We start from the raw sequence: 14,498 nt of genomic DNA on the forward strand, positions 1-14,498 counted from the left end.
CCCGTGACCACGACCCGTTCGCCCGCGCAGCCGTTGCTGCTGGGCCTGTCACCTCGCGTCGCGGTGGGGCTGGTTGCTTCCGGGGGCCTCGGGCTGGCGGCCAGTGTCGATTTGGTGATCGACGACGGGCCGGTTCTGTGCCCGTTTCGGCTGTGCACAGGCGGCTACTGCCCCGCCTGTGGAGGAACCAGGGCCGCAGCCAGGTTTGTATCGGGCGACATCGCCGGGTCGTTCGCTCAACACCCGATCGTCGCTCTGCTGATGATCCAGGCTCTCGTGGCAGCGGGTTTCATCCTTTGGCGCCCCGAGCGGTCGCTTCGATGGATGAATCAGCGCCTGGGCCGCTTCGCATCGGCAATGGGGGTGCTGGCCCTAGCGGTTTGGGTCGCGCGGATGGCCATTGGCGATATCCCGGCACCCTTCGGGCTCTAGCACCCGCAGCGGGGGTGTCAGAACTCCAGCAGCGCGTTCTCGACCACTTCTGAAAGGGCAGGGTGGATGTACATCATCCCCGAAGCCATCTCGTCTACGGTCTGCCCGAAGGCCATGCCCTGTATCAGTTGCTGAATGAGGCTCGCGGCATGCGGCCCCATTATGTGAGCACCGACCAGCTTGCGGGTCGAGCGATCGGCTATCAGCTTCGCAAAGCTGGTTGTGTCCTCCATGGCCCACCCGGCCGCTGTCGCTCCGTAATCCTTGGTGGCCACCATCACGTCGAGGCCCGCCGCACGGGCCTGTGGTTCGGTCATGCCCACCGAAGCCACCTGCGGATGGCTGAACACGGCGTGTGGTGTAAGGGAATAGTCGGTGAAGCGCAGGTCGTCGGGGTTGAGGATGTTGTGGCGCACGTTGCGCATCTCGAGATTGGCCAGGTGCTTGAGCTGGAAGGTGTTCGACAGATCGCCGAACGCCCAGATCCCCGGCACATTGGTGCGCCCCGCGTCGTCGGCGATCACCCGCCAGCCCAGGTGCTCGATACCGGCGGCGTCGAGGTCGAGGGTGTCGCCGTTGGGGATGCGCCCGGTGGCCACCATCAACAGGTCGGCCTCGACCACCTGCTGGGTGCCGTCCGAGCTGAGGCAGTAGGTCATCTTGACCCTGTCGCCATGGCGCTCGACCCGGTGATCGTAGGTGCCGGCGCGCACTTCGACCTGCTGTGAGTAGACGTCTGTGAATCGCCGCGACACGTCGGGGTCTTCGTGGCTCAGCAGCACCGGTCCCCTGTTGACGATGGTCACGTCGACACCAAACGACGAGAACACGTGTCCCAGTTCTGTGGCCACATAGCCGCCGCCCAGGATCAGCATCGACTGCGGCAACTGGTCGAGGCGCATGACGGTGTCGGAGGTCTCGTACGGCACCACCGGCAGATCCAGTGCAGGATCGATACCCGGAATAGCGGGAACGTGGGGCCTGGCGCCCGCGCCCAGCACGATCACCGGCGCCGTCAAGTGCTGGCCGTTGACCTCGACCACCCGTTGGTCGCCCTCGACCCGATCGGACGTGAATCGTCCGACACCGCGGTACACCGTGATGTTGGGGCACTCGTCGCCCACCCGATACTGCTCGCCGCCATGGGCGATGGGGTCGATGCGGTTGAACACGCGGTCGCGAACGTCGGCCCACCTGATGCCGTCGAGGGTCGAGTCGACGCCATACATCTCCGAGTGGCGGATGGTGTGGGCCACATCTGCCGCGTAGATGAACATCTTGGTCGGGATACAACCCACGTTCAGGCAGGTGCCCCCGAACACACCCTTTTCGACTATGGCTATACGCCAGTCGTCGAACTCTGGACCCGGAATCGAGTTCCCAGACCCGGTGCCGATGATGATCATGTCGTAGTGGTTCAAGGTTCAGCTCCAACCCCGGTAGGGCGCGGTTCGGTGGGTGTTCAGTCGCCCGCCCACACCGCCGGCTTCAGGTGAGCCCACGGCATTTCGGCCTCGAACCGGGCGGCCAGGCGCAACAGTGTGCCTTCTGCGCCCATGCGACCCACCAGTTGGCTGCCGACGGGCAGTCCCTCGGTGGTGCGGTGCAACGGCAGCGAGATCGCCGGGTGGCCGGTTACGTTGAACGGCAGCGTGAAGCGGCCCACCAGGCCATAGGTGCGCCCGATTCGCCACGGCTTGTCGGGGTCGGGTTGGGCCTGAGCGGTGGTCAGGGGCGGGCACCCCGACGTGGGGGTCACCAACAGGTCGAAGGGCTGCATCCACGCGAACACATCACGCACCCATGCCTGTTGGCCTTCGGCTGCGGCCGCCGCCTCGGCCGCGGTGATGGAACGGCCCCGCTGGGCGGCAACCCAGTTGTAGGGATCGACCTCGTCTTCGGTCAGCGGTCGCCCCAGGATTGCGCCCAGAGCGTCGACGCGCCTGGTGATCGCAGCCATCCAGGTCTGGCCGTTGACCCGACTGGCCTCGCCCAGCAGCACCTCGGGGCCTACCTCGACGACCTCGCAGCCCCAGGCCTGCAGGGCCTGCGCAGCCACCTTGGCTGCCTCGACACACTCGGGATCGGTGGTGAACCCGTCGCCCGCGTCGGTCAACAGGGCGACGCGCATCGGCTCGATGTCGCGGCCGAGTTCGTCTGAGAATGGCCGTTCGGGCGGGGGCAGATGGAACAGGTCGGCGCTGGTGTGGCCTTGGGTGGCGTCCAACACCGCGGCGGTGTCGCGGACCGTGCGGCTGACCACCAGCTCCGAAATCAACCGGCTGACGCTCTCGGGGTTGGGTTGACGTCCTCGGGTGGTCTTCAACCCGACCAGACCGTTCCAGGAAGCCGGTAGCCGGGTCGAGCCTCCGCCGTCGTTGGCGTGGGCGATGGGCACCATCCCCGATGCCACCGCGGCGCCTGCGCCGCCACTGGAACCCGAGGGCGAACGCGTGACGTCCCAAGGGTTGTTGGTGGGCCCGAACGCGCGGGCTGGGTCACCGGCACCGTGCCCAGCTCGGGCAGGTTGGTCTTGCCCAGCGTCACCAGCCCCGCAGCGCGGAACCGGGCGCCCAGCACCGTGTCGGCCGACGCCCTGTGGTCGGCGGCCTTCATGGCGCGGTTGCCCAAATAGGTGGGGGTGCCCTCTTGTGTGGTGCCGATGTCCTTCAGCAGGAACGGCACGCCCCGCAGGGGCCCTCGGGTGCGTCGTCGGCCGTGGCGATCGCCTGGTCGAACCACTCGAGGATCACCGCGTTCAGCTGGGGATTGACGGCGTTGATGCGCTCTACCGCCGCGGTGGCGAGCTCGGCGGGTGTCGCCTGGCCGGTCGCAACCAGCTCGGCCTGGGCCACAGCGTCCAGTGTCATGACAGCGCCCCGTACACCAGCTGCTTGAGTTCGGGCCGTATCGGGTGATGGCTCGATGGCACCAGCTGGGTCAGGAAGATCACGTGCAGGTCCTCGGCGGGGTCGCACCAGAACGCTGTAGAGGCGGCACCACCCCACGCGAATTCGCCCGGGCTGGAGATTACCTGGGTTTGGGCAGGGTCGATCTGCACCGAGAAACCCAACCCGAATCCCACGCCGATGTATGGCGTCTCAGACCACAGCGGAGTGCCCGAAGACTGCAGATCCTTGCCGCCTGGCAGATGGTTCATGGTCATGAACTGCAGCGTCTTGCGCCCGATGATGCGCTGCCCGTCGAGCGTGCCGCCGTTCATCAGCATCTGGCAGAAGCGGTGATAGTCCGACATTGTCGACACCAGGCCTCCCCCGCCACCCTCCCACGTCGGATCGTTCTGGAACGGGCTCGTGTCGGCGGCGTCGAGCAACGCCGCCATGCCTGTTTGAGGGTGGGGGAAGTAGTTCGACGCCAACCGGTGTGCCTGGCCGTCGCGCACCCTGAACCCGGTGTCGACCATGCCGAGGGGACCCAGGATGTGGTCTTGCAGGTACTGGCCGAAGCTCTTGCCGCTGACCACTTCTACGATTCGCCCGAGGACGTCGGTCGAGTGGGAATAGTTCCATGCGGCACCGGGGTCGCACATCAAGGGCAGTTCGGCCAGGGCGTCGCAGGTGGCCGCCAGGCCCTCGTGACGAATGCCGAAGTCGAACCCGCTCTTGCGATAGATCGTGTCGACCGGATGTGCGTGCATGAAGCCATACGTCAGGCCCGACATGTGGGTCAGCAGGTGGTGGATCGTCATCTTGGTGCTGGCCGGGCGAAGGCGGGGCTTCTCGGCGCTGCCGCCGTCCCACACCTGCATGTCGGCGAAGCTGGGGATGTAGGTCTCGACCGCGTCGGTCAACTTGATGCGACCCTGCTCGTACAGCTGCATGGTCGCAACCGAGGTGATCGGCTTGCTCATCGAGAAGAAGCGATAGATGGTGTCGAGTTCGACCGGACGATCGTTCTCGATGTCGCGCCGACCGTAGTGGTGCAGATACACGACCTTGTTCTGGCGCGCCACCAGGCAATAGACGCCGGGCAGCCGTCCGTCGTCGACGTACGCGTCGAGGTGCCGCGAAAGGTGCTCCAGCTGGGCCGAAGACATTCCCATGCCCTCGGGACGCGTTTCGACCTCGAGACTCATTTGATCCCCCTGTGGATTGGCTCGCACCGAAAGCTACCGCTCGCGGACCGGGGGCGAGATATCGTGCGCGGCCATGAGTGCCAACCCTGGCGACAGCCCGGTCACAGACCAGACGACCCTGCGTTCGCTGTTTGCCGACCGCGACGTTCGCCTGGTGATGGCCAGCCGGTTCTGCAACGCAGCTGCTGCCGCGGCCTTGGCCCTAGCCGCCGGCAAGTTCGTGTTCGACATGACCGAACGCGAACTCGACCTGGGTTTCATCGGGCTCGCCGAGTTCTTACCCACTGCGATGCTGGTCCTGATCGCAGGAGCCATGGCAGACCGGTTCGATCGGCGGCGCATGGCCTCCATCGCTTTGGCCTTCGAAGCCGCAGTAGCCGCGGCCACAGCCTGGTACGCGTCGACCGATCCGACCTCGCCGGGGGTCTTGTTCGCTCTGGTGCTGCTGTTCGGCACCGCCCGCGGATTCGCCAACCCGGCGTCGAGGGCCATTCCGCCCTTGGTGGTAGAGCCCCAGGACTTTCCCCGCCTGATGTCGACGCTGGCCGCGACCTGGCAGCTCGCCGCCGTCCTCGGACCGGTGTTGGCCGGCTTCCTGTACGCCGTCGATCCGGTCTTGCCGTTCGTGGCCATCGCCTGCCTGTTGGCCGCCTCGGCGTCGATGATCCATTTCGTGCGATACAAGATCGAACAAGACTCGAGCGACGAGCGGCCGTCGTTGCGCTCGGCGATGGAGGGGCTGCGCTTCGTCAAATCCGAACCGATCCTGCTGGCGGCGATCGGCCTCGACCTGTTCGCCGTGTTGTTCGGCGGTGCGGTCGCTTTGGCTCCTGCCCTGGCCGAAGAACGCCTGGGCGTGGGCGCGGTGGGGCTCGGTTGGCTTCGTGCCGCCGGCGGAATCGGCGCGGGGCTGACCGCCCTGTACCTGGCCGCCCATCCGTTCAACCGACGCGTCGGCAAGACCCTGCTGATAGCCGTCGGAGCGTTCGGCCTGGGCACCGTGGGCCTGGGCCTCACCCGCAGCTTCTGGGTGGCTTTGGGACTGCTGGCCTTCATCGCGGCCGTCGACATGATCTCGGTGTACATCCGGCTGACCATCGTTCCGCTGGTGACGCCCGATCGCATGCGAGGCAGGGTCATGGCCGTCGAGGCGGTGTTCATCGGGGCGTCCAACGAACTGGGCGCCTTCGAGAGCGGCGTCACCGCCGAGTGGTTCGGTTTGGTCGGAGCCATCGTTTTGGGCGGCGCCCTCACCATCGCCGTGGTCGTCGTGTGGTGGTTCGCTTTCAAGGGCCTGCGCGAGATCGACCGCTTCGAAGACCTCAAGCCCTGACACCCGTCCCCCCCCGCGCCTCACACCCGACGCCGCGCCACGCCACTGAAAATCTGGGGTCGGATATGGGTCATATCCGGTCCGAATCCGACCCCAGATCGGTGGTGGGGCCCCAGATTCGGGTCGAGCCGAACCGGTAGCCTGACGCGGTGACCTCGCCAGGATTGCCAGACCACCTCGACCACACCGTCACCGGCTGGGGACGCCTGCCGGCTTCGATCCCCCTCGAGCGGTCGGGAGACCACCTCAGCCTCGACGGCGAGTGGGAATTCGTCCTGTGCCCTGACCCCGAATCGTCACCGTCAGACGAGCAGTGGCGGCCAATCGCCGTGCCGTCCAACTGGCAGTTGACCGATGCCGGCCGTGCCGACATACCCATCTACACCAACGTTCAGTACCCGTGGCCTGCCGACCCGCCCAACGTTCCTGCTGCGAACCCCACAGGGCACTACCGGCGGACATTCACGGTGCCCTCAGACTGGAACGTCGGCCGGTTGCGCGTCACCTTCGACGGAGTCGACTCGTGTGCCCACGTCCACGTCAACGGCGTCACCGTCGGCTACATGTCAGACAGCCGTCTGCCTTCGACGTTCGACATCACCGACCACGTCGTCGAGGGCAGCAACGAGCTGGCGCTGACGGTCTACCGCTGGTCGGCCAACTCGTACCTCGAGGGCCAAGACATGTGGTGGCTGAGCGGTATCCATCGCTCGGTTCACCTGTGGTCGGTTCCCGAGGTACACATCCGGGACGTGTCGATCCGCACCGACCTTCGCGCTGACGAAACGACCTGCGACATGGTGGTTCAGGTGGCTCTGGGCGCAGGCCAGCCGACTGCGGTCCGGTCGCAGGCGGCGCCCATCCCAGACGGGTATCTGGTGCGGATAAGGGTTCTCGACTCGCACGACGCCGAGCTGGCGGTGGCCGAGGGCGCACCCGGTACCGACGGAACCGTGGTGATGCGCCACACCTTCGGGTGGATCAGGCTGTGGTTCGCCGAGGATCCCTACCTTCACACCCTCGATGTGCAGTTGATCGACCCCGAAGGTAACCCGACTCACACGCATGTCGAGAGCTTCGGGGTGCGTTCGGTCAAGGTCGCGTCCGGTCAGCTGCTGGTGAACGGCCGACCGGTCGAGATACGCGGCGTCAACCGCCACGATCACGACCCAGACACGGGCAAGGTCGTTTCGGAACAATCGATGATCCGCGACATCGAATTGCTGAAACAGCACAACTTCAACGCGGTTCGCACAGCTCACTACCCGAACGATCATCGCTTCCTCGAGCTGTGCGACATCTACGGTTTGTACGTCTTCGGCGAGGCCAACATCGAGAGCCACGGTGTGTGGGACCGTTTGGCCAAGGACCCGACCTGGGAGAACCAGTTCGTACACCGTGTGCAGCGCATGGTGGAACGCGACAAGAACCGGGCCTGTGTCATCGCCTGGTCGTTGGGAAACGAGAGCGGCTATGGCGTCAACCACGACGTGGCTGCGTCGTGGTTACGCGACCGCGACCCCAGCCGCCCGATCCACTATCACCCGGCTGGGCGCCGGCCGTCGGTCGACATCACTGCTCCGATGTACCCGTCGTTGGCCGAGCTGGCTTCGTTGGCCGACGATCCGCGCGACGACCGTCCGGTCGTAATGTGCGAGTACGCCCATTCGATGGGCAACAGCACCGGCAACCTGCACGAGTACTGGGAACTGATCCGGTCGCGGCCCAGGCTGGCGGGCGGTTTCATCTGGGATTGGGCAGACCAGGGGCTGGTGCACCACACCGCAGACGGACAACGCTTTCACGCCTACGGCGGCGACTTCGGCGATGTGCCCAACGACGGCAACTTCTGCATGAACGGCTTGGTGTCTCCTGACCGCGAGCCGCATCCGGCGATGGTTGCGGTCAAGCACGCCCATCAGCCGATCGGGTTCGAACTGCTAGACCCCGTCACCGGTCGGCTTCGAATCGTCAACCGCCAGCAGTGGCTGGATCTTCAGGTCTACGACTTCGAGTGGTATGTCGAGTCGGCTGGGCGCAGGGTGCAGAGTGGAACCATCGAGGTCGATCTCGTGCGCGCCGGGCAAGCCGCCGAGGTCGTGCTGGGTTATGCCACCAACACGCTGAACTCGGCCAACGAGCATCAGCTGACCGTTAGGGCCATAAGGCGCAACCGCACGCGCTGGGCTCCGGCGGGTCACGAAGTGGCCTTCGATCAGTTCCAGATCCGCAGCCCCAACCGGCGCCGACCCGCGCCCGAGCCTGTCGGATCTGCGGTGCGCCTGGTCGAATCTGCCGACTCGACGCTGCTGGTGTGCGGCGACGTCGAAGTGCGGATCGACAACGATTGCGGCCTCGGCTCGCTCAGCGTCGGCGGCGCCGAGCTGATAGCGGCGCCCTGGCGGCCGACCATCACGCGTGCCCAAACCGACAACGATCGAGCCATATTCGGCCCCGAGCAGATCGGCACGGCCCGGGCCCGCGCCGGTTACGACCGCCTGGAGGTGACGGCCAACAAGACCCACTCGGGCGCCGATTCGGTGACCATCGAAACCCACATGGTGTGTGCCGAGACCGATGTCGACCTGCGGTTCGTCACCACCTATCGGCTGCATCCGAACGCCATGCTGGCGGTCGACACCACTTTCACCGCCAACCGCCCGGGTCTTCCGTCACTCGCCCGGTTGGGCATGGTCGGAAGGTTGCGCGGCCACGTCACCCATCTCGACTTCTTCGGCCCAGGGCCTCACGAGACCTACCCGGATCGAGTCATCGGTTCTCGTGTGGCCCGGCACAACATCGGCATCGACCAGGACTTCTACCCCTATTCGATCCCCCAAGAGTCGGGACATCACACAGATGTGCGTTGGGCGGTCCTGGGCGACGACAAGCTCGACAACGCGATCATGGTCGTGGGCGATCCGGTGTTCGGCCTGAACGCCAGCCGTTATGGGGTCGCCGACATCGAAGCGGCCCGGCACATGACCGATCTGATCCCGATGGACGAGGTCGAGGTGCACATAGACGGGTTGCACAGCGGCCTTGGCAACGGTTCGTGCGGCCCCGGTGTGCTGAGCCAATACCAGGTCGACGCATACGACACCCGCTGGCGGTTCGGACTGGTCCCGTTCTCGAGTTCTGACGCACCGTGGCAGATCGCCACCAAGGGGGTGCCGGGAGCATCGCCCTTCCCGGGGTTCTGACCCGATCGATTGGCAGGTCCCCTACAGTGAGTCGTCGAATCGCACAACCCAGGGGGTAGTCCAGATGCCACAGACCGTAAAGGGCGTGATCGCCCGCTCAGTCGGAGCCCCGGTCGAGCTGACCGACATCGTCGTCCCAGACCCCGGCCCGGGCGAGGCTGTCGTGGCGATCCAGGCGTGCGGTGTGTGCCACACAGACCTGCACTATCGCGAGGGCGGCATCAACGACGAGTTCCCGTTCCTTTTGGGTCATGAGGCCGCTGGCATCGTCGAGTCGGTTGGTGAGGGTGTCACCGATGTGGCGGTGGGCGACTTCGTCATCCTCAACTGGCGGGCCGTGTGTGGCAGCTGCCGCTCTTGCCTGAAGGGCAAGCCCCACCTGTGCTTCAGCACCTACAACGCCAGTCAGAAGATGACCCTCACCGACGGCACCGAACTGTCGCCGGCGCTGGGTATTGGCGCGTTCGCCGAAAAGACGCTGGTGCACTCGGGGCAATGCACCAAGGTCGATTCGTCGGCCGATCCGGCCGCCGCCGGCCTGCTGGGTTGTGGGGTCATGGCCGGCATCGGTGCCGCCATGAACACCGGCAATGTGTCGCGGGGCGACAGTGTCGCCGTGTTCGGCTGCGGCGGAGTGGGCGATGCCGCCATCGCCGGAGCACACCTTGCCGGGGCCAGCAAGATCATCGCTGTCGACATCGACGACACCAAGCTCGAGTGGGCCAAGGGCTTCGGCGCCACCCACACCGTCAACTCCACCAAGGTCGATGCCGTCGATGCCATCCGCGAGCTGACCGACGGCAACGGCGTGGACGTGGCCATCGAGGCCATCGGCTTGCCGCACGTCTACAAGCAGGCGTTCGAGGCCAGAGACCTTGCCGGAACGGTGGTGCTGGTGGGTGTGCCCAACCCGACGATGACCCTGGAGTTGCCCTTCATCGAGGTGTTCGGCCGGGGTGGGGCTCTCAAGTCGAGCTGGTATGGCGATTGCCTGCCGTCTCGCGACTTTCCGATGCTGATCGATCTGTACAAGCAGGGCCGCCTCGACCTCGACGCGTTCGTCAGCGAGCGAATCGGTCTGGGCGATGTGGAAGAGGCGTTCCACAAGATGGAGCGCGGCGAAGTGCTTCGTTCGGTCGTCATCCTGTGATCGAGCTCGTCACCACCGACGGAATATTCGCTCTGGACGGGGGCGAGTGGGAGGTCACCAACAACATCTGGCTGGTCGGCGACGACCGCGAGGTGCTGGTGTTCGATGCCGCCCACGACCACAAGCCCATCGTCGCTGCGGTGAACGGCCGCAGGGTCAAGGCGATCGTGTTGACGCACGGCCACAACGACCACATCAACGCGGCGGTGGCCCTGCGCGACGCTGTGGACGCGCCAATCCTGCTGAACGAGGCCGACACGATGCTTTGGCAGGCGGTGTATCCCGACGAGTCGACCGACGGCGGTATCGAACCGGGCTCGGTACTGACGGCGGGCGGGCACGATGTGGGCGTGGTGCACACCCCAGGCCACTCCCCCGGTTGTTGTTGTTTCCACGACACGGTCGCGGGCGTGGTGTTCAGCGGCGACACCCTGTTTTGTGGTGGCCCAGGCGCCACCGGCCGCAGCTACAGCGACGAGCCGACCATTCTTCGGTCGATCTACGACAAGCTGCTGGTACTGGCCGACGATACGGTGGTGCACACCGGACATGGCGACAGCACCACCATCGGGGCCGAGCGCGAGACCGTGCTGGCCCGCATCGCCGAGTTGGGGCTCGAGTTCTGATGGCGCGCTGTGCATTCGTCGGACTGGGCGTCATGGGTTACCCGATGGCGGGCCACCTGTTGGCGGCGGGGCACGACACGGTGGTGTGGAACCGCACGGGGTCCAAGGCTCGCTCTTGGGTCGAACAACACCCCGAGGGCGCGGCCGCCGACACGGCACGCGCGAGGCGGCGTCTGGCGCCGACATCGTGTTCCTGTGCGTCGGCAACGACGACGACGTGCGTTAGGTCGTCTACGGCGACGACGGTGTGCTCGCCGGAATGGCTTCTGGCTCGCTGCTGGTCGATCACACCACCACCTCTGCCGAGCTGGCCAGAGAGCTGGCGGATGCGTGCGCCGAGGTTGGCGTCGGATTTGTCGATGCGCCGATCAGCGGAGGACAGGCCGGAGCCGAGAACGGTGTGCTGACGGTGATGTGCGGCGGCGACCAAGCCGACTTCGACACCGCTGCGCCGGTCATCGATGCCTACTCGAGGCGGTGCAATCTGATCGGCCCCACCGGTTCGGGTCAGCTGACGAAGATGGTCAACCAGATCTGCATCGCCGGGCTGGTGCAGGCCCTGGCAGAAGGCGTCGAATTCGCCAAGAGGGCCGGCCTCGACACCGCCAAGGTGTTCGACACGATCTCGGCGGGCGCCGCGGGGTCTTGGCAGATGGAGAATCGGCACCAGACGATGGCCGACGACCACTTCGACCACGGGTTTGCTGTCGACTGGATGCGCAAAGATCTCGGCTATTGCATCGAAGAAGGCAAGCGCCTGGGTCTGGACCTCGAGGTAACCACCCTGGTCGACGGCTTCTACGCCGAGATTCAGCAGATGGGCGGCGCCAGGTGGGATACGAGCTCGCTGATCCGAAGGCTCAGCCACTGAGATGAGGGTCCTGCTGGTGGAGGACGATCGGCAGCTCGCCGATGCGACCTCACGGGGTCTGCGGAGTCACAACTTCGCCGTCGATCTGGCCTTCGACGGCCAGGCGGCCCTGGACAAGACTGCGGTGACCGAATACGAGGTCGTTGTTCTGGATCGTGACCTCCCGCTCGTGCACGGTGATGAGGTTTGTCGCAGGCTCGCCGGTGGGCGTACGCGCATCCTGATGTTGACCGCTCTCGGCAAGGTCGAAGACCGTGTCGACGGGCTCAACCTCGGAGCAGACGACTACCTGCCCAAGCCGTTCGCTCTCAGCGAGCTGGTGGCCAGGTTGAGGGCGTTGGGCAGGCGTTCCGAGTCGGCAGTGGGTCCCACGCTGACGGTGGGCGACATCTCTCTGGAGCCCCACGTGCACCGTGTCACCAGGGCGGGCAACGAGATCGATTTGACCCCCAAGGAGTTCGCAGTACTGCAGGAGTTGATGTCCAGCCACCCGTCGCCGGTCAGCGCCGAGCAACTGCTCGAGCGGGTCTGGGACGAGAACGCAGATCCGTTCTCGAACGTGGTCAGGGTGGTCATGGTGACCCTGCGCCGCAAACTGGGAACGCCCCCGCCGATAGAGACGATCAAGTCGGTCGGGTACAGGCTGCTGGACACGTGAAGCTCGGTCTTCGCGCTCGCGCCACCGTGGGCTTCGGGCTCGTGTTCTTGGTGCTGGGTATTGCGGCCATCGGCGCGGCTATGTCTTGCTCGAGAGGTCGATGCAGGGCGGCACGACCTCCGAGGAGCTTCAGGCTGAAGAGGCGGCGACCCAGCCGGGCACCACGACGATCGACGGCTCGGTGCTCGACTCGGGCATCAACTTGTGGCTGCTCGACATCGACTCGCCCACCATGCAACTGGGCCTGCGGCTCATGCAGTCGGGAGCGTTGTCGCGAATTGCCCCGCCCGTGGTGCTCGACAACGGCAACTTCGCCGGCGACGAGATCGCCATCTGGATCGAGGCCAACACCGACCTCGAGATCGCCGACGCCGACTTCGAACTAGACCCCGAGAAGATCCGTTCTGGCGAAGACTTCGACCAGATGCTCCTGGAGCCGTTGTTCGACGAGAGTCCGGCGCTGCTGGAGCCGTTCAGGCAGTTTCTCGAGACACTTCGCAAGCGCGACGGCACGCTTCTGTATCCCGGCGGCGTTCAGTTCGACGGCGAGCTATGCGAGTTGTTCTTCGGGTCGTGTACCGACATCGGTTCGATCTTCCCAGCCGTCGATGGAGGCAGCAGCGATGTTGGTCAACTGGTCGTGGACGCAACGATCGCGGCCCAAGCCAAGGCCAACTCCGAGGCCCTGTCGTCGTATCTGACGATCTCGCTCGGTGTCCTGGGTGCCAGCACAGTGGCAGCGTTGGCGCTTGCATGGTGGCTGACAGGACGGCTCCTGCGGCCGGTCCGCGACGTGACCTCGGCCGCCCGCCTGGCTTCTGCCGAGGCGCTGGATCAACGGGTCGGCTACACCGGACCCGATGACGAGCTGGGCCAGCTGGCCGCAACCTTCGACGAGATGCTCGACCGACTCGAACGAGCCTTCGCCGCCCAGCGCCGATTCAGCTCGAACGCGGCGCACCAGATGAAGACTCCCCTAGCGGTGATCAGGGCCGAGATCGACGCGGCCCGACTCGAGCCCGAAGTGGGTGAGACCACGCTCGAGATGCTGGAGCGGATCGAGCGTGCGACGTTGCGCAGTGACTCGGTAGTCGGAGGCTTGTTGACCTTGGCCCAGGCCGAGGGTCACGCTCTGGAGCCCGGCCCGGTCGATCTGGCGTCGACCGTGGGCGACGTCTCGCTCAGCGCTGCGCCCGCCCTGGATGCCCGCCGTATCTACCTGGATCTCAGGTTGCCCCAGCCCGGCGTCGACACCGTCGTCACCGGCGACGACGGCCTGATCGCCTCGGCCATCGAGAACCTGCTGATGAACGTGGCGGCACACGCCGACGAGGGTTCGACGGCAACGGTCGAGTTGGTTCGGACCGACCAGGACTTTCGAATCGAGGTAACCAACAACGGGCCCGCTGTCGATGATGTCGGGCGCCTGCTCGAGCCCTACCAGCGTGGCGCCGGGCGCATCGGAGTCGGTGGGCACGGGCTGGGGCTGACCATCGCCGACGCCATTGCACGCGCCCACGGCGGGCTGCTCGAGCTATACAGCGTCGAGGGCGTGTTCAAAGCCCGGCTGGTGCTGCCGGCCTCGGCGCGGACAGGTGTGCACTGAGCTGGTCCTGGCGAACGCCTATCCAGGCGTGCCGCAAACGACGGGCTCGGACAGCCATCCGTCGGGCTCGGTGAACACGATCCACCGGCCCTTTTGACGGTCTTCGATGCGTATCACCGGCTCGACCGAGAAGGTCTGGCCCGGTTCGCACAAGATGGTCGCCTGCAACCCGAAAACCACGGTCTGGCCGGCCTCGATGGTGTCTGGGCCCACGATCCACACGGCGCCCACGGCCGAGTCGCCCGCATTGACTCCGGGGCCCAGCACGCGAGCCGTGCCGTCACCGGTGTTGGTGACAGACACCTCCATCGATGCAATCGAGCCGTCGAACTCGAAGGCTCGAACCTGCGAATCGAGTCGATCGGTCGCGCGCAGAGCCATCAGCCCTGCTACGACGGCTGCCAGCGCCAGCAATAGCACCAGGGGACCCCACCGGGCGCGCCTGCGGATGCCCGACCGGGTGTGGCCCAGGCCGGCCGCACGTTCTTCTGGCGTGCTGTAGGTGGGGTCGTTGTGATCCACG

Annotated in this window: 13 protein-coding genes and 1 pseudogene; 8 read left to right on the top strand and 6 right to left on the bottom strand. The window is 65.9% G+C overall.

The window, feature by feature from the left end:
• Positions 1-3 precede the first annotated feature (3 nt).
• A complete protein-coding gene (locus R2770_06640; GenBank protein ID MEZ5280132.1) occupies positions 4-432 on the top strand; it encodes a DUF2752 domain-containing protein in 429 nt (142 codons plus the stop codon).
• 17 nt (positions 433-449) lie between these two features.
• Here the strand turns inward: R2770_06640 and R2770_06645 are convergent, their stop codons facing one another.
• The 5 genes and pseudogenes from R2770_06645 to R2770_06665 all read right to left on the bottom strand — a co-directional run bounded on the left by R2770_06645 (position 450) and on the right by R2770_06665 (position 4,528).
• The gene (locus R2770_06645) at positions 450-1,853 is read right to left on the bottom strand and encodes a mycothione reductase (GenBank protein MEZ5280133.1); all 1,404 of its coding nucleotides are present in this window, start codon (positions 1,851-1,853) and stop codon (positions 450-452) included.
• Between the two features lie 41 nt (positions 1,854-1,894).
• Positions 1,895-2,866, bottom strand: a pseudogene (locus R2770_06650) (amidase).
• Positions 2,755-3,174, bottom strand: coding sequence for an amidase family protein (locus R2770_06655; GenBank protein ID MEZ5280134.1), 420 nt, complete (start codon positions 3,172-3,174; stop codon positions 2,755-2,757). Before R2770_06655 ends, R2770_06650 begins: the two are co-directional and overlap by 112 nt.
• Positions 3,102-3,302, bottom strand: a complete 201-nt coding sequence (locus R2770_06660) for a hypothetical protein (protein MEZ5280135.1) — start codon at positions 3,300-3,302, stop codon at positions 3,102-3,104. Before R2770_06660 ends, R2770_06655 begins: the two co-directional genes overlap by 73 nt.
• Entirely contained in the window at positions 3,299-4,528 is a 1,230-nt protein-coding gene (locus R2770_06665; GenBank protein ID MEZ5280136.1) for a serine hydrolase domain-containing protein, read from the bottom strand. Before R2770_06665 ends, R2770_06660 begins: the two co-directional genes overlap by 4 nt.
• 73 nt (positions 4,529-4,601) lie before the next feature.
• Here R2770_06665 and R2770_06670 point away from each other — a divergent pair, with 73 nt between their 5' ends.
• The 7 genes from R2770_06670 (at position 4,602) to R2770_06700 (ending at position 13,975) form a co-directional block, all read left to right on the top strand.
• Entirely contained in the window at positions 4,602-5,861 is a 1,260-nt protein-coding gene (locus tag R2770_06670; GenBank protein MEZ5280137.1) for an MFS transporter, read from the top strand.
• A gap of 149 nt (positions 5,862-6,010) precedes the next feature.
• Positions 6,011-9,064 (top strand): glycoside hydrolase family 2 TIM barrel-domain containing protein, encoded by a 3,054-nt coding sequence (locus tag R2770_06675; protein ID MEZ5280138.1) that lies wholly within the window; start codon positions 6,011-6,013, stop codon positions 9,062-9,064.
• A gap of 85 nt (positions 9,065-9,149) precedes the next feature.
• Positions 9,150-10,214, top strand: a complete 1,065-nt coding sequence (locus tag R2770_06680) for an S-(hydroxymethyl)mycothiol dehydrogenase (protein ID MEZ5280139.1) — start codon at positions 9,150-9,152, stop codon at positions 10,212-10,214.
• Positions 10,211-10,840, top strand: a complete 630-nt coding sequence (locus R2770_06685; protein ID MEZ5280140.1) for an MBL fold metallo-hydrolase — start codon at positions 10,211-10,213, stop codon at positions 10,838-10,840. The genes R2770_06680 and R2770_06685 overlap by 4 nt, the downstream gene beginning before the upstream one ends.
• Before the next feature lie 259 nt (positions 10,841-11,099).
• A complete protein-coding gene (locus R2770_06690) occupies positions 11,100-11,711 on the top strand; it encodes an NAD(P)-dependent oxidoreductase (protein MEZ5280141.1) in 612 nt (203 codons plus the stop codon).
• Position 11,712: 1 nt separating this feature from the next.
• Positions 11,713-12,369: a response regulator transcription factor gene (locus tag R2770_06695; protein MEZ5280142.1), complete on the top strand. Its 657-nt coding sequence runs from the start codon at positions 11,713-11,715 to the stop codon at positions 12,367-12,369.
• An 85-nt stretch (positions 12,370-12,454) separates the two neighbouring features.
• Positions 12,455-13,975, top strand: a complete 1,521-nt coding sequence (locus R2770_06700) for a HAMP domain-containing protein (protein MEZ5280143.1) — start codon at positions 12,455-12,457, stop codon at positions 13,973-13,975.
• 18 nt (positions 13,976-13,993) lie between these two features.
• Here R2770_06700 and R2770_06705 read toward each other — a convergent pair whose 3' ends face one another.
• Positions 13,994-14,497, bottom strand: a complete 504-nt coding sequence (locus tag R2770_06705; protein MEZ5280144.1) for a hypothetical protein — start codon at positions 14,495-14,497, stop codon at positions 13,994-13,996.
• Position 14,498 lies beyond the last annotated feature (1 nt).

The sequence above is a fragment of the Acidimicrobiales bacterium genome, from assembly GCA_041394185.1.
Classification (GTDB): Bacteria; Actinomycetota; Acidimicrobiia; order Acidimicrobiales; family Poriferisodalaceae; genus JAAETH01.

Coding starts and splice junctions, on each gene's coding strand:
- R2770_06690 (MEZ5280141.1), top strand. CDS start 11,100: ATGGCTTCTGGCTCGCTGCTGGTCGATCACACCACCACCTCTGCCGAG.
- R2770_06670 (MEZ5280137.1), top strand. CDS start 4,602: ATGAGTGCCAACCCTGGCGACAGCCCGGTCACAGACCAGACGACCCTG.
- R2770_06695 (MEZ5280142.1), top strand. CDS start 11,713: ATGAGGGTCCTGCTGGTGGAGGACGATCGGCAGCTCGCCGATGCGACC.
- R2770_06660 (MEZ5280135.1), bottom strand. CDS start 3,302: ATGACACTGGACGCTGTGGCCCAGGCCGAGCTGGTTGCGACCGGCCAG.
- R2770_06665 (MEZ5280136.1), bottom strand. CDS start 4,528: ATGAGTCTCGAGGTCGAAACGCGTCCCGAGGGCATGGGAATGTCTTCG.